Consider the following 19,665-nt stretch of genomic DNA (forward strand, 5'->3'; position numbering starts at 1 on the left):
AATTTAAGGGAATCGTCTATGCCAAATAACTCAGCAGCAAATAATTCTTGGGTTCTTCATTCGGTAACCGCCGCGCAAATGAATACTCCAGATTTAGGCTTGCTCGCGAATGCGAGTTTGGCAGTGGTGGATGGCAGCATAGCTTGGGTAGGCGAAAACAGCGCACTGCCGAAACGTTATAAAGCGCTGCCCGCAATACATGGCCAGGGAAAACTACTCACACCGGCACTTACGGATTGCCACACCCACTTGGTATGGGCCGGTTCACGCGCTAGCGAATTTCGCCAGCGCCTGCACGGTAAAAGCTATGAAGCAATTGCTGCGGCCGGTGGTGGTATTCTGGCCACCGTAACGGCTACTCGGGAAGCCAGTGAAGAAACTTTATTCGCGCAAAGCTTACCCAGAGCACAAGCGCTTATGCAGCAAGGCGTGGCGCATATCGAAATTAAATCGGGTTATGGTTTAAGCCTCGCCGATGAACTTAAACAATTACGGGTAGCTCGCCGTATCGGCAATGAACTGCCTTTGAAAGTAACCACTACCTTGCTCGCAGCTCATGCGTTACCCCCAGAATTTAAGCAAAATCCTGAGGCCTATATTAATTTGGTTTGTGAACAAATTATTCCGGCAGCCGCGGCGGAAAACTTAGCCGATGCGGTTGATGTATTTTGCGAGAATATTGGATTCAGCCGCGGGCAAACTGAGCGCGTATTTCAAGCCGCAAAACAACACGGGCTGCCAGTTAAGATTCATGCTGAACAGCTCAGCGATCAAGATGGCTCTGCACTTATGGCCGAATACCAAGGCCTATCCGCTGATCACCTCGAATACCTCTCGGCAAAAGGCATAGCCGCCATCGCTGAATCCGGTTCGGTAGCCGTGCTATTACCCGGTGCGTTTTACTTTCTTCGCGAAACTAAACTGCCACCGGTTCAGGCACTCCGTGATGCCGGTGTGCCGATGGCTATTGCTACCGATGCGAACCCAGGTTCCTCACCTATCATGCAATTACCATTGATGATGCATATGGCCTGTTCGTTATTTCGGCTCACGCCCGAAGAAGCGTGGCTTGGTGTTACCCGCAACGCAGCGCAAGCATTAGGTGATAACAACCAAGGCACTCTGGCACCCGGGCAGCGAGCCGATTTAGTATTGTGGAATTTATCCAGCCCAGAACAAATCTGTTATGAGTTTGGTATCAATCCACTCGAGAAGTTGTGGGTAGAAGGCAAGCTGGTAACTGATAACTAACTAAAGCGTTTTAAACTGAAAACTGATAAATAATAGCTTATTTTAAACGGTTTCCGTGTATGTAAGTACTAGCTCACTAAGTATTTGGCCAGCTGCCTTACTGCCAGCATCAACACCTAACGGGTGGCAACTCGGCGCCGCTTCGGCCAAATGAAGGTAACGGCAACCGCGAATTTTTGCCATTTCCCGCACGTATATCATTGCATCGCTCAAACTCACGCCAGCGTAATTAAATGCACTCGCAGGCGCCTGCATAATTGCATCAACATCGAGTTCAACGCCAAAAGGCGTGCGCCATGCAGCCACCTGTTGCTGCACCGAATGCAATACGCGGTGCATTTTTACCCCCAGCATAGTAACGGTTGATGTGTAGGTAGCACCCACATTTTGCAATTGATCTAAGGTTGCTTGGGAATTTTTCGCCGGGTGCAAACCAACTACGTGATAGTGCCGCAAATAGCCCGCATCGAAGGCGTAACTGAAGCCATTGCCGCTATGCCGGCCCTCAAGAGGCCGAAAATCAGCATGTGGATCGAGGTTCACCGCCCCAACAAATTGTTCGGTACTAATAGCCAAAGCCTGTAATAACGGCAGTGCGTTATTGTGCCCACCACCAATAGCAATTACTTGATAGCCTTGCTGAAAAAGAACTTCGGCTACTTTGGCAACGCGTTTATCGAGCTCACCGCAAAGTTGGCGTAGTTGCTTTAAATCTTTGGTTTCATTGGCATTGAGCTTCTGGGCTTGTTGTTGCAAATCGGCACAATCGATTTGCCCAGCTAACACCATTTGCTGCACCGCAAGCCGCCCTGAATCTTGCAAATTTAAGAAGTGTTGGAGAAAGGCTGAGAAGCCAAGTTCGGCTCCGCCTTGGCCCAGATTAGCACGAGGCCCGATAGATTCTGGGATACCCAAAATAGCAAAGCGCCCCAACGGCAACGCTGAGGCATCTAAGTGTGTTAAAGCTTGAATAGATTCGCCTATACGTGTTTCACCAACGCGTGGTTTTAACCACGCAGAAGGATCAACCGGCAACCAAGGCTGAGGCGTTGCTGGCATAGCGTTAATTACTCGATATCTAAAGCTTCTGGCGAAAGAATAATACCAGTGCTATCAGCGTAGATATGATCTTCAGGTAAGAAGGTAACGCCGCCAAAATTTACCGCGATATCAGTTTCACCAACACCCGCTGCATCGGCACCAACCGGTATAGATGCAATAGCCTGAACGCCTAAATCAAGATCTTCAAGCAAATCAACATCACGTACGCAGCCAAAACAAATGATACCTTCCCATTCGTTCTCCAAGGCTAACTCTGCAATAGCAATATCAATCAAAGCGCGGCGCAACGAGCCACCACCATCAATTAATAACACTTTGCCAGCACCCGGCTGTTCTAGAGCGGTTTCGATCAGGCCTTTGTCTTCGTGGCACTTAACCGTAACCACTTGCCCCCCAAACGACGAACGGCCACCATAGTTTGCAAACATTGGTTCAACCACATCGATCTGATCAGCATATAAATCACAAAGTTCCGAGGTATTGTATTCCATGAGAAACGCTCCTGCGGCATTAGAAAAGCCATGAGTATAAGTAGCGCACAGTATAAACCTTTAACTGCAAGGGTGAAAGAATCCTTTGCCATAGATGCTAAGCTATTTTGAACAGCCGGAGCTGGGCTTCTATGAAGGTTGATTTATTGTGAAAAAAACCGTTAAATCAACACTTCAATAACAAACGTAAGAAATATATTATGCCCACGCGGGGCACCACGGGTGAATAGATCAAAGCCCTTTTCCGATCAAGGTTACTCGGGTGCAAATAAATTTCTCTTCATCGTTAATTCTAGCGGCATGGTATAAATAGGCTCAAAATGAAAAAACCTGCAAAAAATCGCCGTTTACGTTTTAGCCGTCGGCTCACCACGCACCTTTTAGTTCGCATTGGCGTGTGGTCTTTATTAGCGGTTCTTTGTGTTACTACCATTGGATTTATTGTTTCTTACAGCGCCGCTAAAGAAGCTCTGATTGTTGAATTAATTCAAGATAACAACCAGCATTTGGCAGAGAAAAGTGAGCGCTTACGCCGAACAGAACAATCTGCAGCCATTCTTGCCACACGGTTTTTAGCGCGCTATCAAGAGTTTGCTGAAGGCGAACGTTTCCAAGAGCGCTTCGATGAATGGTATATTGAAACCGAGCCTGGGGTGCAGCGCCTGCGCCCTGAGTTTTATGAGGGGATTGCCAAGGAAGGTTCTTGGTTCGAGCATATTTCGGTATTTGTGGGGCCCCGTTCCGAGCCTCTCACGCCAGAACTCAAAGCGCGGATTACCATGGCGCAATATGTGGTTAACGAACTTGGGCCAGCTTGGCGCAACGATGTTACTAACACCCACATTTCTATGCCCGAGAATGTGTTAGTTCACTATTCGGATACCCACCCGTGGGGCCTGCTTGCGGCACCTGATCTGGTTATGACCGATTTTTCCGTAGTGCAATCCACCTTGCAATCATACAATCCGGAGCGCAAAGCTGCATGGACAGGGCTCTATTATGATTTATCGGCAGATTACTGGACAATAACCTATCAACACCCAGTGGATTACAAAGGCCAACACTTAATCAATGCCAGCCATGATATGGCTTTAAGCACCCTTATCGAAGAAATCATTGCCTACCAAAGTGATATTGATACGCGGATGCTTTTTAATGCTAACGGGCAACTCATTGCATCAGCGGAAACACTGGCAGAAGAATACCAACAGCGGGGCACAATCGAACTCGCAGATCTTACTAACCCCTTGTATCGGGAAGTTTATGGTTACTTAGAGCAGCATGGAATCAATGCAGAAGATGATCACTTCACACTGCGAAATGCGATTCCCGGTGAATTGTTGATTGGGCAAAAAATTGCTGGGCTCAATTGGTGGCACATTACCCTTTACCCTTATAGCCGGCTTCAGCGCGAGGCTTTGCGCGCTCCATTAAAAATATCCTTAGCCACGCTCGGTTTGCTGTTGTTTATTTTGCTAATCGTGTATTGGCTTATTAGCCGCCACGTATCTCGGCCACTACGGCAGTTGGCCGATATGGCAATGCTAGTAGGCGATAAAAAATACTCGGAAGTTATTGCCAATAACTTAATGCACGGGAATGTTCGCAGTGAAGTAGGGTTACTGGTTCGCTCTTTCCGCGCCATGGCCTCGCGCATACTTGAGAATCAGAAAAACCTAGAAAGAATTGTATCTGAGCGCACGGCACAGTTAGCGGCGGCTAATGAGGCGCTTGATCAAATGGCTCATCTTGATGGCCTTACTGGGCTAAGAAACCGCCGCGCCTTCGATAAAGATCTCGCTAAAGCGCTGCTGAAAACCGAAGATTCCGAAGTAGCCTTGCTTTTCGGCGATTTAGATAAATTTAAGCCCTACAATGATAACTATGGCCACCAGGCAGGTGATGAAGCCCTGAAAGCGGTTGCGCGTTGTTTGCAGAATTTTAAGGGTGTAAAAGTGTATCGCTATGGCGGCGAGGAAATTGCCGTGCTTGCCGAGGTGCCTAACCACCCTGCTGCAAAAGAATTAGCTGAAACGATGTGCAAAGCTGTATTTGATTTATTGATCCGCCATGAACACAGTAAGCATCAATACCTGAGTATTAGCTTTGGTGTTCATTTATTGCGTTATGATTTAGGTGTGGAAGGTAATATTCGTGCTGTTGATAAGCACTTGTACGAAGCTAAAAAAGCGGGCGGTAATTGCGCTCAATAAGCGCACCGCCCGATATTCTGAATTAAACTTGCTGCCAACTACTAGAGTATGAAACGGCTTAAATCTTCATCTTCTGCCAAGTCGTTTAAATATTTATTCACATACTCGCGGTCTACTGCAATGGTAGAGCCTTCTAAATCTGATGCATTGAAAGATACTTCTTCCATCAGCCGCTCCAGAACTGTGTGCAAGCGCCGAGCACCGATATTTTCGGTTTTCTCATTCACTTGCCAAGCAATTTCAGCTATGCGGCGAATACCATCCTCTTTGAACTCTACACTCACCCCTTCAGTAGCCATTAACGCCTTGTATTGCACCGTTAGCGAAGCATTTGGTTCGGTAAGAATTCGCACAAAATCTTCTGTGGTGAGCGCCTGCAAGTTCACGCGAATCGGCAAACGACCTTGCAATTCAGGAATCAAATCAGAAGGCTTCGACATCTGAAACGCACCCGATGCAATAAACAATATATGATCGGTTTTTACCATGCCATGCTTGGTATTTACCGTAGTGCCTTCAACAAGCGGCAGTAAATCTCGCTGCACGCCTTCGCGGGAAACATCGGGCCCGCTGCTATCACCGCGCTTACAAATTTTATCCACCTCATCAAGGAACACGATACCGTTTTGCTCTACCGATTGAATCGCCTTCTCTTTGATTTCCTCTGGGTTCATCATTTTCGCGGCTTCTTCTTCAATCAGCTGCTTAAACGCATCTTTAATCTTCATTTTGCGTTTTTTCGTTTTGCCTTGGCCCATGTTTTGGAACATGCTTTGCAGTTGCGAGGTCATTTCCTCCATCCCCGGAGGCGCCATAATTTCTACACCCATCTGCGCCATCGAAACTTCAATTTCGATTTCTTTATCATCTAGCTTGCCTTCTCGCAGCTTTTTGCGAAATGCTTGCCGGGTAGCTTGCTGATCATCGTCATTGTTTGGGCTTTCAGTATCGTTCCAAGTACGTTTTGCACGCGGCAACAACGTATCTAAAATGCGATCTTCGGCGGCATCTTCAGCCCGATGCCGCAGCCGCGCCATTTCTTGTTCACGCATGAGTTTCACTGCGGTATCAGTGAGATCACGAATAATCGAATCTACTTCCTTACCCACATAGCCCACTTCGGTAAACTTAGTGGCTTCGATTTTAATGAAGGGTGCGTTCGCCAGCTTAGCGAGCCTGCGGGCAATTTCAGTTTTACCTACACCCGTTGGCCCAATCATCAGAATATTTTTTGGGGTTACTTCTTGGCGCAATTCATCATTTAATTGCATCCGCCGCCAACGATTACGCAGCGCTACCGATACCGCACGTTTCGCATCTTGTTGGCCGATAATGTGCCGATTCAGCTCATCAACAATTTCTCTTGGGGTCATGTTCGACATCACTTACTCCTTCGCAGGCTCGGCATCGAGCACTTCTATTGTTTGATGGCCATTGGTATATACGCAGATATCACCAGCAATGGTGAGCGCTTTTTCCACGATATCAGGCGCGGCTAATTCGGTGTTTTCGAGCAAGGCGCGAGCGGCTGACTGGGCAAACGGCCCACCAGAACCAATAGCAATGAGATCATGCTCAGGCTGCACAACATCACCATTCCCGGTAATAATAAGTGAAGTGGTTTTATCAGCAACGGCCAATAGCGCCTCTAACTTGCGTAGCATGCGATCGGTTCGCCAATCTTTTGCAAGTTCCACCGCCGCCTTGGTTAAGTTGCCTTGGTGCTGTTCTAACTTGGCTTCGAAACGCTCGAAAAGTGTGAAGGCATCTGCAGTACCACCCGCAAAACCGGCAATCACCTTGCCATGGTATAAGCGACGCACTTTTTTAGCGTTGCCCTTCATTACTGTATTGCCCAACGATACTTGCCCATCGCCGCCAATAGCTACTTTATCGCCACGGCGAACAGAAACGATTGTAGTCATCTGTGTTCCTCTTTATCGGTTATACACAGTAGATAGGGGCAAGGCCTTGGGAATTCAAGAGGTGTGCTTCGGCTTTAACGCTTAATCAAGGTTCCAAAGCCAAATTTGGCAGCCGTAAATGCCAGTGCGCTGCAGTTGGTTGTTGGTACGTTGGGCATCACGCAGATTATCAAACGGGCCAAGGATAACGCGGAACCAACGGCCATTACTGCCGGTTGTTTCACGAATTTGTGATTCGAATCCCGCCATGGCAATGCGCGCTTTTAAGTTGTCTGCCTCTTCATGGCTCCGGAACGAAGCGCATTGCATTAGGCGGCGGCGTGATTCCGCTTGTTCAGGTACTTCTACCTGAATCTGTTGGCTTTCCAGCTCTTCAATATATTGCCAACGTTCGGCTGGAATTTCTGGCAAGGGTTCAAGCTCTTCAGTGGCAGCTGCAGGCCCTTGTTCTGTTACCCCAGGGTCAGGCGCTTCACCTGATTTTAAAAACCATAAAAAGGCAACAAATAGCGCAATAACTACTAAGGTAACCAGCAGCGCACCAATTGGTACGCCTGGCCCATTCTTGGCTTTGGCCGATTTTCGCGTAGCGCCCCGAGCCGCCGGTTTAGCTTTCGCTGCTGGCTTCTTCTTTTTCGGTGCACCGCGTTTTGCGTAATCAACCGCCATCGTTTACATGCGCTCCAAGGTATCAATACCCAATAACTCAAGCCCTTGCGCTAGAATACGCGCCGTTAGTGCTGCCAGCTTCAGCCGGCTTTGCTGCACGGCTTCATCATCAGCATTCAAAATCGGGCATGCTTCGTAAAACGAGGAAAACGCGCCCGCCAACTCAAACATGTAACCACACAAGAAATGCGGCATACCTTTGTTGCCCACCGACGCGATAATTTCAGGGAACTGCGCCAGCTTACCGGCCAAAGTTTCATCTTGTTCCGTGGGTAATTGAATGGCACCGCTTACTTCATGCAATGCCAAGCCTGCTTTTTGGAAAATGCTATTCACTCGAGTGTAGGCGTATAGCAAATAAGGTGCAGTATTACCCTCAAACGAAAGCATGGTATCCCAATCGAACACGTAATCACTGGTTCGGTTCTTTGAAAGATCGGCATATTTTACCGAAGCGATACCTACTACTCGCGCCACGTTCGCTTGCTCTTCGGCGTTAAAATCAGTGCCTTTTGCCGCAATCAACTCAGCCGCTCGGCGCTCGGATTCATCAAGTAAATCAGCCAGCTTCGTAACACCACCATCACGGCTCTTGTAGGGGCGGCCATCTTTACCGAGCACCATGCCGAAACCCAAATGCTCTAAACTCGTGCTGTTGTTCGCATATCCAGCTTTTTTACACAACGTGAATATTTGCTGAAAATGCAGCGATTGGCGGGCATCTACCACGTAAATAACGCGATCAGCCTGCAACGTGCCCACTCGGTAGCGAACTGCAGCTAAATCGGTTGTGGCATACAAATAGCCACCATCTTTTTTCTGCACAATAATCGGCAGCGGCTCATCTTCTTTGCCCTTGAATTCTTCCAAAAATACGCATTGAGCGCCTTGGTTTTCTTCTAACAAGCCTTGCTCGCGAAGATCGACAACTACTTTAGCCAAATCATCGTTGTAGGCTGATTCCGCCATCACATCGGCGCGGGTAAGCTGCACACCCAAACGATCATAAACTTCCTGGCAATGGGCGAGCGAGGTATCAATGAATTTCTGCCACAGCGATTTGCAATAGGCATCACCCGATTGCAGTTTCACCACTAATGAGCGCGCTCTATCGGCAAAGCCCGCTTCATCATCAAAACGCTTTTTCGCAGCTTTGTAGAAAGTTTCCAAATCACTCAAGGCTAACGTATCTGAGCTGGCCTCTTGTAAGCTATCTTCCATGTGCGCCAACAACATACCAAATTGGGTGCCCCAATCGCCCACGTGGTTCTGCGGGATAACCTTGTGCCCCTGCAAACTCAGTGTACGCGCTACAGCATCGCCAATAATGGTTGAACGCAAATGCCCCACATGCATTTCTTTCGCTAAATTCGGTGATGAGTAATCGATTACAACCGTTTGCGGATTTTCAGCCACCGGAACACCGCAACGTTCATCAATAAACGCAGCTTCGAGTTGCGCAATGAGTTGAGCACGATTTACGGTGAAGTTAATAAAGCCGGGGCCAGCAATTTCGGTTTTACCAATTACCGCGTTCACCGGGATGGCAGCAATAATTGCCTCGGCTAAAGCACGCGGATTTTGCTTCGCCGGTTTGGCAAGCATAAGCGCTAAATTCGTTGCAAAATCACCATGAGATTTATCACGCGGGCGATCAAGCTGGATGCGCGGTTGAACATCAGCCGGAATGGTTTCTGCGGCGATCAGTGCCGCAACGGCAGCGTGCAATAATTCTTCTATTTGCTGTTTCATGGTTCTCGCAACCTTAAATAACGCGTTTTCAATCAAAATAGGAGGGGCATTCAAGCCCGATAGTTTAATCGCTCAGGCTTGGAAAAAAAACCATCAAATAAATTCTTGTGGGTCGATATCCAAGGTCCAACGTGCTTTTCGCGCTTCCGCCAAGTTTTCCAGCTCCGGCAAACACTGTTGCAGTAATCCGTGCAGAGGCGCTCGAGCCGCTGCATGCAACAATAACTGATAGCGAAAACGCCCGGCTCGGCGAGCTAGCGGTGCGGGCATCGGCCCAATTACCGTTACTTCTGGCATTTCACTATCAAGTGCAGCATGCAGTTTATCACTAATTACCTGCAAAAGAGCCTCGGCGGCTAGTTTGTCCATCGCTTCTGCTCGAAACAAGGCCATGGCGGCATACGGCGGCAACATTGCCTGCTCCCGTTCAAGTAAAGCACTTTGGGCAAAATCTTTATAGCCATTTTGAATCAATTCTTGGATTAACGGATGGTCGGGATGATGCGTTTGCAGCAGCACACTGCCTTTTTTACTCGCCCGGCCCGCTCGCCCCGATACCTGTACGTACAATTGCGCCAAGCGCTCAGCGGCGCGAAAATCAGCACTGAACAACGCGCCATCCACATCCAATAAAGACACTAAGGTAACATCGGGAAAGTGATGCCCTTTTGCCAACATTTGGGTGCCAATGAGTATGCGGTAATCGCCTCGGGCAACAGCTTCCAAATAATCTTCAAGTTGGCCTTTACGCCGGGTGCTATCCCGATCGATTCGAATGGCTGGATAGTTTGGGAAACGCGTTTGAATAGCCTGCTCTAGCTGCTCGGTGCCAAGGCCTCGGGTAATCAGCTGGGTACTCCCGCAACTTTGACACTGCCGCGGAATGCGGCGCTGAGCACCACAATGGTGGCACTGCAAGGTATTGGTTTGCTGATGCACTGTCATGTTGGCTTGGCAGCGATGGCAATCACTTATCCAACCGCATTCGTGGCACAGCAACGCACTGGCAAACCCACGGCGATTTAAAAACAACAAAACTTGATTGCCGGCATCGAGGTGCTTTTGCATCACACTTAATAGTTGGTCGGAAAGGCCATTGTGTAAACGTTGTGATTTTAAATCAATGAGGCCACTTTTCACTGGCAGTGCAGCACCCGCACGCTTACCTAGAGTAAGATGTGCATACCGATTACTGCGAGCGTTCGCCAAACTTTCGAGCGAGGGCGTGGCAGAACCGAGAATAACGCCAAAACCCTCTAAATGGGCTCGTTTAATGGCTAAATCACGGGCGTTATAGCGAAAGCCATCTTGCTGTTTAAACGAGCTATCATGCTCTTCATCCAAGATGAGTAACCCAAGGTTTTGCATCGGGGTAAAAATAGCCGAACGGGTACCCAGTACAATGCCAGCGTGGCCATCACGAGCCTGCAACCAACCTTGTAAGCGTTCCTGATCGCTTAATCCGGAATGCAAAACAACCACGGGAACCTGAAAACGATTGCGAAATCGCGCCACCGTTTGCGGCGTGAGCCCAATTTCTGGCACCAGCACTAACACTTGTTTCCCAGCCGCCAGCACCTCCGCCATTACCTGCAAATACACTTCCGTTTTGCCACTGCCGGTAACGCCTTCAAGAAGCCAAACATTCGCTTTGCCAGTATTCACCATACCTAAAATAGCACCTACAGCCACCGCTTGTTCGCGATTTAGAGCATGCGGCTGCTCTTGCAGCTGGGTATGCGCTTCACCATGCCATGGCGCAAACGCCGGTTCACAATTGTGAACTTCTACCAAACCTTTGTCTTGTAACGCTTTTAGCGCCGCAGTGCTATGCCCTTGCTCTCGAAACGAAGAGGCGCTCATTGCGCCTCGTTTCAGCGCCGCAAACAATTGCTGCTGCTTTTTAGCCCGCTGCAACGTGGTTACTTCCGTAGCCTCCCCTTGGCTACTTAATTGGTAACGGCGTACCAAGGTATAACTTGGTGGTTCCCCTTGCTTTATCGCAATTGGGGCGGCATGCACTAAAACTTCGCCAAGTGGATGATGATAATAGCTCGCAGCCCAAAGTAGTAGCTGCCACAGTGGTTGCGGCCATAGCGCTTGGGCATCGCTTACCGCAATCACCTCCCGCACTTGGTTTACATCAATAGCTGGGGAAATATCATTCGCCGTTACAAAACCCACCATTTCCCGCGAGCCAAAAGGAACGCGCACGCGCCCACCTACCTCTGGCAGCGGCTGCTCGGGCGCAAGGGCATAATCATACTTGCGCCGCAAGGGAACGGGTAAGGCAATACGAATAAAGGTAGGCACAGAATTCCACACAAATTGAATGAAGCCCTATGCTAACAAAACTTTTCAGAAGCGCCACCACGCTTTTTTAAGGAAACACGCCAATGCCACTCAGCAATGCCGTTAACCAACGCCGTTAACCAATGCCGTTTTAGAAGCGATCTTGCTTGATCCTTAGCCAGCTCTGCGCTAGAATCCGCGTCCTTAAATTTGATTTAAGTATGAATTCTATTAACAAGCGCATGGTGTTCGTGGAAAGCACGGATGGCGATGCGGCCTTCAACTGAGGTAACCCCTAATGAAACAAGGTATTCACCCTGATTATAAAGCCGTAACCGTAACCTGCTCTTGCGGTAACGTTTTTGAAACTCGCTCAACCCGTTGTGAAAACTTTCACATCGATGTTTGTTCTGAGTGTCACCCGTTCTACACTGGCAAGCAGAAAACTCTGGATGCTGGCGGACGCGTTGATAAATTCAAGCAACGTTTCGGTTCACTTAAATCTAAGTAATTTATCTAGATTTAAAGTGCAAAAGAATAGAGAAAGGCGCTACTCGCAAGAGTTAGCGCTTTTTTTATGTGCTTTTTATATGGTCTTACGTGACTGCTAAGGTATTCAGCGTAAAAGTGATATCACGCCTAATTTTACAGAAAGGTAAGATTTGTTTAATGGCAGAAACCCATTACACTTTCTTGCAGCAATGTTTTTGCGGCAATGTTAGGCTAACGGTTTGTAGCCAAGTACATTAAGAAGTGAATCTTGAGCATAGCCCCATAAATATGCTTAGCCACACTCATTCCGATGCAAACAATGGATTACCCAACACATGAGCGATTTTCGTCAGCAAGCACTTGATTACCATGCGTTACCAACTCCCGGCAAGATAAGTATTGAACTTACGAAGCCAGCCGAAACGGCCCGCGATCTTGCACTAGCCTACAGCCCGGGTGTTGCCGAACCAGTGCGCGCTATTGCGGAAAATCCAGATGATGTGTATCGCTACACGGCCAAAGGTAATTTAGTAGCCGTTATTAGCAACGGCACTGCTATTCTGGGTTTAGGTAATTTAGGGCCAGCGGCATCGAAACCCGTCATGGAAGGCAAAGCTCTATTATTTAAACGTTTCGCCGGGCTTGATTCCATCGATATCGAAGTTACCCATCGAACCACCCAAGATTTCATCAATACCGTAGCCAGCATATCCGGCACTTTTGGGGGCATTAACCTTGAAGATATTAAAGCGCCCGAATGTTTTGAAATTGAACAAGCTTTAATTGAACGCTGCGATATTCCGGTATTTCACGACGATCAACACGGTACCGCGATTGTTACCGCGGCAGGCCTACTTAATGCTTTAGAAATTCAGGAAAAAGATATTTCTAAAGTGCAAATCGTTTGCATGGGTGCTGGCGCGGCGGCTATCGCCTGCATGGAACTGCTAATAAAATGTGGCGCCCAGCGCGAACACATTTATATGCTTGATTCCAAAGGGGTTATTCACACTCGCCGCACCGATCTCAACGAATACAAGCAGTTATTTGCCAACAATACCGATAAACGCAGCTTACAAGATGTCATTACAGGCGCAGATGTATTTGTGGGTGTATCCGGCCCAGATTTATTCAGTGCCGAAGATCTCTCACTAATGGCACCAAATCCTGTGGTATTTGCCTGTTCTAATCCCGACCCTGAAATTCATCCTGATATTGCCAATGCTACCCGCGATGATCTAATTATGGCGACAGGCCGCTCGGATTACCCGAACCAAGTGAACAACGTGCTGTGCTTCCCCTTTATATTCCGCGGTGCACTCGATGTTCGGGCCAGCGCCATTAACGATGAAATGAAATTAGCCGCGGTAACCGCTATTCGTGAATTAGCCCAAGAGGCTGTACCTGAATCTGTGCTGAAAGCCTCGGGTGTTGATAGCCTATCTTTTGGCCGCCAGTATATTATTCCGAAGCCTATGGACCCGCGTTTATGTAAACGAGTAGCTCGCGCTGTGGCCGAAGCGGCAGTGGCGAGTGGCGTTGCGCGCATTGATTTGCCAAAAAATTACATGGCCGACGATTAAGCCAGTAAGTGCTTTCTGTTAGTTTTAAAGTAGCTTAGTAAAACAGATACTGATAATGATCGATGTGTTTGAGGAACAACAATGAAGAGCTCAATAATTCGTATAGTGGTAATTGCTAGCGCTTTGTTTACACTCGCGGCATGCCAGAGTGCGCCCGGCGAAAATGAAGAAAGCGCGCGGGTAGAAATTAGTTATAACCCAAACATTTTGCGGCCGTTTCCAGACGATCCGAACGTGAGCATTCGCCATTCTGGGCCTATTGATGTGGAATGGTACGATGAGGAATTAGAAAAGGCCCACCGCGCCTTTGTAGCCGGAGGCCAACGCGCAGAAAATAAACCAGAGATACTATTGGAAGCAGAGCGCCATTTACGCCGAGCGCTCAGCCAACCTGTGCGCTTTGGCGTAAGCGGTAACCGTTTGTGGATAGAGCCTCGTGGCGCTGAAGTAAATTATCATCAAGTGGTACAGGCCTTCGCCGGCACCGGTTTGTTCCGAACCGTGCAGGTAAGCCACTTGCGATACCAGTAGCAGGCATCGGTACTAGAAGATTCTGAATGTCGATTAACGTGGCCAATATTGGTTGAGCAATATAGGCTGTTGCTTGGGCTTTGCACGAATGGGTCGGCTTGTAGGAAGCGGCCTATGCGTACAGGCACAATTGAGCGTTCTGTGTGGTAGTACAAACGGATATTTACCTTATTACCGTTTTCCACGTCATACAGTGCATCAGATTCATATCCACCAAAATTACGCTCCATAGACACTCCTTAAAGATAGGTCTAAGCCTATCGCTTAATTAATAAGTGTCCGTTTTAAAAGGGGGCTATTACAGATCCCTAAAAATAATAGCCCCAAACACCAAAGCAATCACCAAATTCCCGACAAACCCAACAGAACTGATTCCACTAGAAAAAACATAATACAAGGTTAAACCAGTCGAAAGCATCAATAATAGCTTCCGTAATACATTACTCCCAGTAGCTGCCAAGTATAAAATCACACTGTAAGACAACATGTAAATCCAAAGTGAAAGATTCACTAATGGTTTGAATTTTTGCATATAACAATTTATTAGCAATGAGTCACTGCTCACATAGTGCTGACACTCTTCATGTATACTCGCAGCATCTAACCCCAGCTTATACTGTATCCAAGTGGTTGGATAAAACCCTGTATGGCCACTTAGCGGGATAGAAATTAATAACAAAAGCATGCAAAAAAAGAACAATATAATCCTTGCCATGAAATAACCTCCCTTTTCCTAGTATTAATATGGGCAACGTGGGGGAGTGCAAATATTTAATTTTGGTTTCCCCATATTCAATGGAGCACTAAGATTTCTAGAACTACCGTACTGCCCTGTACGAGTAGCCCTGAGCTCATGATAACTACCGTTAAAAACATCTCCATTAGTAACCTCATATCTATAGTCGACTTTGTATAATTCATATTCATCAAATCTAGCAAATATGCGGGTATCACGATAAATCTCTGGAGTGCTTAGGCGATCAGCAATCTGACTCCAAAACCCGCCTTTAGTTGACCCCTTGATTAAACCTGACTTACCACCAGAAATCAGCATGCTCACACCATCAAGTGGTTCAAATATCGCGTCAATTTCACGGTACTCATACCAGCCTGTTCGCCGAGCTTCATACTTTGTACCAAAGTGATTTTCAACACGAGCTGACGCCTCATTCACAACATACTACAATGCTGCCGTGAACGCGCCATTCGAGAATTTGTTGCCGGTAATCTTAGAGGCGGTGCCACCTATAATGGCTTGCTTCAAGGAATTGCCAATCACGTTGCGCGCACTCTCGGTATCCACCTTCCATTCCTTACCCGCCCATTTGGTAAAGCCGGCACTGAAGAAACCATGCCCATAGTTGCCTCCCTGCAGTTTACTCACCACACCGCCGGCAAAAGAATGCGCACCCACTTGAACAGACGTGCTTGCATTACTTAAATGGCCTCCCAAACCACCAAAGACCGCACCGGTAAATGCCCCTTGCAGAGCGCCTTTGAGCGTTCCTGTGGCCACCGCACCACCCATAAAACCTGCTGCACCACCCGCTACAGCCCCAGAAAGAAAGCCACTCCCGATAACGTAAAATTTTACTCGCAGAGCTTTAACGAAAAATCTCGGGCTTGTAGGCGGGGCTTTATCGCAGACGAACAGATTAAATCTATAATCCTGTGTATGAATCCCTTACTTCAGCACGCTGAAAATTCCTGTCAGCATCAACATAAATATGTATCACAATGCTGTGATAACCTTTAGGCTTTCGTGGGGAAGGATCCCGAATGATGCATTGATAACGCCTCATAAAATCATCATATGAAAAAGCAATATCGTGATCTTTCAAAAAGTTTTCGATTTTACTCTCCGAGTCCCCGACAGCTAGCGTTTCGTTAAATAATTTTTCAACTTTCCCGCTCGTCATCATATGTTCTGCACACCCAGAATTTGCTATAAACATAACTGAAAGAAAAAATACCATTTTAATCATATACTTCATTAACTTTTCCATCTTTTTAAGGGTAAGACAGGGAGTTGCTCACAGTTCCATTTTGCCACCCAGGCGCTCCAATAATGGGAGTTGGCCGACTGAACCCGAGACTTTCCACAAAGGTAAATGCAAACGAGTTGCTATTCAATGTCAAAGGCCTATAGGGTACTCGATTAGTATATGTAACATTCGCAAATTCAACAGACATTGCCCTAACATTATCGAATGAAGAATTCATATAACCTACATGCTGAATTCGATGAACCGCACTAGGAGCATCACGGAAGTATTCATTATAAATACCGTATTCAGCATAAATAGAACCAAGTCCATGGCCTCCTGAGCCACCGTGCCCTGCGGTCGCAGAAACGGAACCACCAGAACCTGAAGCTGCGCTATTCCCTGCTGATTGACTAGGCCCCATTCCTCCACTGGGTCCTGCACGAACAGCATACTGCTGCCCCGTAGCGGGATCAGTAATTATTACTAAAGCATGATGCTGTCCGTGAAGGCCGTGACCAACTGCGTCCGTGTATCCAATATCTATTCGAATACCCTTAACATGAGTGGCCTGCGCCCTAGATTGAATCTCACTCGACGCCTCATTCACAATATACTGCAGCGCTGCCGTGAACGCGCCATTCGAGAATTTGTTGCCGGTAATGCGAGAGGCGGTGCCACCTATATATAATGGCTTGCTTTAAGGAATTGCCAATCACGTTGCGCGCACTCTCGGTATCCACCTTCCATTCTTTACCCGCCCATTTGGTAAAGCCGGCACTGAAGAAGCCATGCCCAAAGTTACCGCCGTGTAGTTTACCCAGTACGCCGCCGGCCATGGAGTGCGCCCCTACTTGAACATAGGTTTTGGCATCGCCAAACTGAGCACCTATCGCACCAAACACCGCGCCACTAAATGCCCCTTGCAGCGCTCCCTTTAAGCTTCCGGTAGCCACAGCATCACCCATAAAACCTGCTGCCCCACCTGCTACAGCCCCAGAAAGAAAGCCACTCCCGGCTATCCAGCCCGAGGCAATTCCGAAGGTATAGTAACTAACAACGGCCGCCGCTATCGTTCGCCAATACTTCTTAATCGACTTAAACAAATACCCACTCGGGTCAGTATAGCTGAGTGGATTATTCAGCACATAGCTGTAGCGGTTAAAGTTTTGGCTGTTGCTCGGGCTTTGCACAAACGGATCGGTTTGTAAAAACCGGCCAATGTGCGCATCGTATATCCGCCCGCCCATTTGCACCACGCTGGCGTGATCTACCTGCTGGTGGCCAGTGTAGCCTTGATGGGTAATGCCCACTATTAACGCAAGGTTGAAATTCACCGCTTGGTTGTTCGAGCGGAACACCGCCCGCCGCTTATCAAATGCATCGAAGCGCAGTCGATGCTTGGGGTTTTCTCGATTATTAAGGGCAGACGAGAGCTGTTTGCCTCCCAGAACAGCATCGGCGGATTTTTCAGCGACCCGCCGATGGGGTTATTTGTGCTGTTCGAGACTTAACGTATAAGAGCAGCACAATAACCATCACGGTTATATTAACAGAAAGAAGTATCCAAAAGCGTCCCCCAGAAATTGAAGCCAGTCCGCCCAATAAAGGAACTGCAAAAACACCAAATGCTGTCGCGATTACAGGATAAATCCCAGCCCATAAAAATGCGGTTTTATTTTCAAACCATGCTGTAATAACTGCCATTAATGGCACAACAATAAAGGCTAATTGCAGCGCTGATATACTGAAAGAGAATAATCCTTGTTCAAATATAGAACTCGGATACCTTATAGGGAAAAAATAAATCCCATGCCAAGGTAATGCACTTGTCAGCACTATAACAGAGACCGCAAAAATTGCCCTTCTAACAAACTGATTTTTCAATATAATCTCCCTACTCATCAGTTCCCACGACGCTGATAAACATTGATTCTACGCCAGCTTGAATTGCCATGTGATGACGCTTGAGGAGGAATGCGTATCGTCCATTGATAACCACCAGGATTAGGAAGGTTAGCCCGCAATATATATCTTGGGCCTATAAAAGTACCTACTTGACCGGTTTGTACCGTATAACCTACTGGCTGGAACCATTCTTCAGGAGCTATCACATTCATTACCGAGCCATCTAAGTTCAGCGGTCTGGCAGAAACCTCTGAGAACCAGCGCTCAGTCGCTGGAAATGCGTCGCTTTGGAATTCAAGCAAAATCTCTTGCTTCGAATTAATTGATTGAGTTCCAGAATCAACTTGCCCTACCAATTCCCATTCATCGTGATCAAATGAGCTTACCAATCGTCTAACATGGTTTCGTTTTGAACCCGCCTCATTCACAATATACTGCAATGCGGCAGTGAACGCGCCATTCGAGAATTTATTGCCGGTGATTTTAGAGGCAGTGCCACCTATAATGGCCTGCTTCAGCGAGTTACCAATGACATTACGCGCACTTCCGGTATCAATGTGCCACGTTTTACCCGCCCATTTGGTAAATCCAGCGCTGAAAAAGCCATGCCCAAAGTTACCGCCCTGAAGCTCGCTCAACATACCTCCAGCCGTGGCATGTGCTCCCACCTGAATATGGGTGGCCGCATCACCTAAATGGGCACCAATACCACCAAACACCGCGCCACTAAATGCCCCTTGGAGTGCACCTTTTAAGCTTCCGGTAGCCACAGCACCACCCACAAAGCCTGCTGCACCGCCCGCCACCGCACCAGAAAGAAAACCACTTCCGGCGACCCAACCCGAGGCAACGCCAAAGGTATAATAACTCACTACGGCTGCTGCAATAACACGCCAATACTTCTTTAACGCCTTAAAAATATACCCACTAGGGTCAGTATAACTAAGCGGATTATTCAGTACATAACTGTAGCGGTTAAAGTTTTGGCTATTGCTTGGGCTTTGCACGAATGGGTCGGCTTGTAGAAAGCGGCCGATGTGGGCGTCGTAAATTCGGCCACCCATTTGCACTACGCTGGCGTGGTCTACCTACTCGTGGCCGGTGTAGCCTTTGTGGGTGAGGCTTAATATCGAGGCCAAGGTAAAGTTCACGGCTTGGTTATTGCTTTTAAACACCGCACGGCGCTTACCAAAGGCATCGAAGCTGAGCTTTTCTTCTACTTGCCCCGCGTCATCGGTAATCACATCCACACTGCCTAAATGGTCCGTGTATACATAGCGGGTGGTGATGCTTTCACCGCGCTTCTCCACAATAGCATTGCCCAAGTTACGCCGGAACCAGGTTTCGCCCCCTTCGCTTATCTGCTCGGTGACTCCATGCTGGATAATGGTGGTGGTTTTGCCTTGCTCGGTGCTGGTGCTGCTTTCCGTATGGGCCGGCTTTATCCAACTATCAAACTCTATTGGAGCTAAGTCTTTAGCAGTAGCCTTTGCTACCATACTTTAAACTTA

At 47.8% G+C, this 19,665-nt stretch carries 19 protein-coding genes; 5 read left to right on the forward strand and 14 right to left on the reverse strand.

The window, feature by feature from the left end; translation table 11 throughout:
• The first annotated feature begins 18 nt into the window (after positions 1-18).
• Positions 19-1,251, forward strand: coding sequence for an imidazolonepropionase (gene hutI / locus CWE08_RS07595; RefSeq protein ID WP_126767242.1), 1,233 nt, complete (start codon positions 19-21; stop codon positions 1,249-1,251).
• Positions 1,252-1,293: 42 nt separating this feature from the next.
• Here the strand turns inward: hutI and CWE08_RS07600 are convergent, their stop codons facing one another.
• Positions 1,294-2,310, reverse strand: a complete 1,017-nt coding sequence (locus CWE08_RS07600; protein ID WP_126767243.1) for a formimidoylglutamase — start codon at positions 2,308-2,310, stop codon at positions 1,294-1,296.
• Between the two features lie 8 nt (positions 2,311-2,318).
• Positions 2,319-2,804, reverse strand: coding sequence for a ribonuclease E activity regulator RraA (rraA, locus tag CWE08_RS07605; RefSeq protein ID WP_126767245.1), 486 nt, complete (start codon positions 2,802-2,804; stop codon positions 2,319-2,321).
• A 320-nt stretch (positions 2,805-3,124) separates the two neighbouring features.
• On the opposite strand from rraA, the gene CWE08_RS07610 reads away from it, so the two are divergent.
• Entirely contained in the window at positions 3,125-5,017 is a 1,893-nt protein-coding gene (locus CWE08_RS07610) for a GGDEF domain-containing protein (RefSeq protein ID WP_126767246.1), read from the forward strand.
• A 41-nt stretch (positions 5,018-5,058) separates the two neighbouring features.
• Here the strand turns inward: CWE08_RS07610 and hslU are convergent, their stop codons facing one another.
• From hslU to priA, 5 genes are all read right to left on the reverse strand, one after another.
• The gene (gene hslU / locus CWE08_RS07615; RefSeq protein WP_126767248.1) at positions 5,059-6,399 is read right to left on the reverse strand and encodes an HslU--HslV peptidase ATPase subunit; all 1,341 of its coding nucleotides are present in this window, start codon (positions 6,397-6,399) and stop codon (positions 5,059-5,061) included.
• A gap of 3 nt (positions 6,400-6,402) precedes the next feature.
• Positions 6,403-6,942: an ATP-dependent protease subunit HslV gene (gene hslV, locus CWE08_RS07620; protein WP_126767249.1), complete on the reverse strand. Its 540-nt coding sequence runs from the start codon at positions 6,940-6,942 to the stop codon at positions 6,403-6,405.
• 81 nt (positions 6,943-7,023) lie between these two features.
• On the reverse strand, positions 7,024-7,611 hold the full coding sequence (locus tag CWE08_RS07625; RefSeq protein ID WP_126767251.1) for an SPOR domain-containing protein: 588 nt from the start codon (positions 7,609-7,611) through the stop codon (positions 7,024-7,026).
• A gap of 3 nt (positions 7,612-7,614) precedes the next feature.
• Positions 7,615-9,363: an arginine--tRNA ligase gene (argS, locus tag CWE08_RS07630; RefSeq protein WP_126767252.1), complete on the reverse strand. Its 1,749-nt coding sequence runs from the start codon at positions 9,361-9,363 to the stop codon at positions 7,615-7,617.
• A gap of 93 nt (positions 9,364-9,456) precedes the next feature.
• Positions 9,457-11,676: a primosomal protein N' gene (priA, locus tag CWE08_RS07635; protein WP_126767254.1), complete on the reverse strand. Its 2,220-nt coding sequence runs from the start codon at positions 11,674-11,676 to the stop codon at positions 9,457-9,459.
• Positions 11,677-11,953: 277 nt separating this feature from the next.
• Here priA and rpmE point away from each other — a divergent pair, with 277 nt between their 5' ends.
• From rpmE to CWE08_RS07650, 3 genes are all read left to right on the forward strand, one after another.
• Complete coding sequence (rpmE, locus tag CWE08_RS07640; protein ID WP_126767255.1) at positions 11,954-12,166, forward strand: 50S ribosomal protein L31; 213 nt, start codon at positions 11,954-11,956, stop codon at positions 12,164-12,166.
• Between the two features lie 316 nt (positions 12,167-12,482).
• Complete coding sequence (locus CWE08_RS07645; RefSeq protein ID WP_126767257.1) at positions 12,483-13,730, forward strand: malic enzyme-like NAD(P)-binding protein; 1,248 nt, start codon at positions 12,483-12,485, stop codon at positions 13,728-13,730.
• An 81-nt stretch (positions 13,731-13,811) separates the two neighbouring features.
• The gene (locus tag CWE08_RS07650) at positions 13,812-14,261 is read left to right on the forward strand and encodes a hypothetical protein (protein ID WP_126767259.1); all 450 of its coding nucleotides are present in this window, start codon (positions 13,812-13,814) and stop codon (positions 14,259-14,261) included.
• A 739-nt stretch (positions 14,262-15,000) separates the two neighbouring features.
• Here the strand turns inward: CWE08_RS07650 and CWE08_RS07655 are convergent.
• From CWE08_RS07655 to CWE08_RS07685, 7 genes are all read right to left on the reverse strand, one after another.
• Entirely contained in the window at positions 15,001-15,435 is a 435-nt protein-coding gene (locus CWE08_RS07655; protein ID WP_126767260.1) for a hypothetical protein, read from the reverse strand.
• A gap of 6 nt (positions 15,436-15,441) precedes the next feature.
• A complete protein-coding gene (locus tag CWE08_RS07660) occupies positions 15,442-15,789 on the reverse strand; it encodes a hypothetical protein (RefSeq protein WP_126767262.1) in 348 nt (115 codons plus the stop codon).
• Positions 15,790-15,922: 133 nt separating this feature from the next.
• The gene (locus CWE08_RS07665) at positions 15,923-16,255 is read right to left on the reverse strand and encodes a hypothetical protein (RefSeq protein WP_126767263.1); all 333 of its coding nucleotides are present in this window, start codon (positions 16,253-16,255) and stop codon (positions 15,923-15,925) included.
• 593 nt (positions 16,256-16,848) lie between these two features.
• The gene (locus CWE08_RS07670; RefSeq protein WP_157981240.1) at positions 16,849-17,607 is read right to left on the reverse strand and encodes an RHS repeat protein; all 759 of its coding nucleotides are present in this window, start codon (positions 17,605-17,607) and stop codon (positions 16,849-16,851) included.
• A 109-nt stretch (positions 17,608-17,716) separates the two neighbouring features.
• A complete protein-coding gene (locus CWE08_RS07675) occupies positions 17,717-18,133 on the reverse strand; it encodes a hypothetical protein (RefSeq protein WP_126767266.1) in 417 nt (138 codons plus the stop codon).
• Between the two features lie 17 nt (positions 18,134-18,150).
• Positions 18,151-19,218, reverse strand: a complete 1,068-nt coding sequence (locus CWE08_RS07680) for an RHS repeat-associated core domain-containing protein (protein WP_126767268.1) — start codon at positions 19,216-19,218, stop codon at positions 18,151-18,153.
• A gap of 24 nt (positions 19,219-19,242) precedes the next feature.
• On the reverse strand, positions 19,243-19,653 hold the full coding sequence (locus tag CWE08_RS07685; RefSeq protein WP_126767269.1) for a hypothetical protein: 411 nt from the start codon (positions 19,651-19,653) through the stop codon (positions 19,243-19,245).
• Positions 19,654-19,665 lie beyond the last annotated feature (12 nt).

The sequence above is a fragment of the Aliidiomarina iranensis genome (assembly GCF_003987135.1).
Classification (GTDB): domain Bacteria; phylum Pseudomonadota; class Gammaproteobacteria; order Enterobacterales; family Alteromonadaceae; genus Aliidiomarina; species Aliidiomarina iranensis.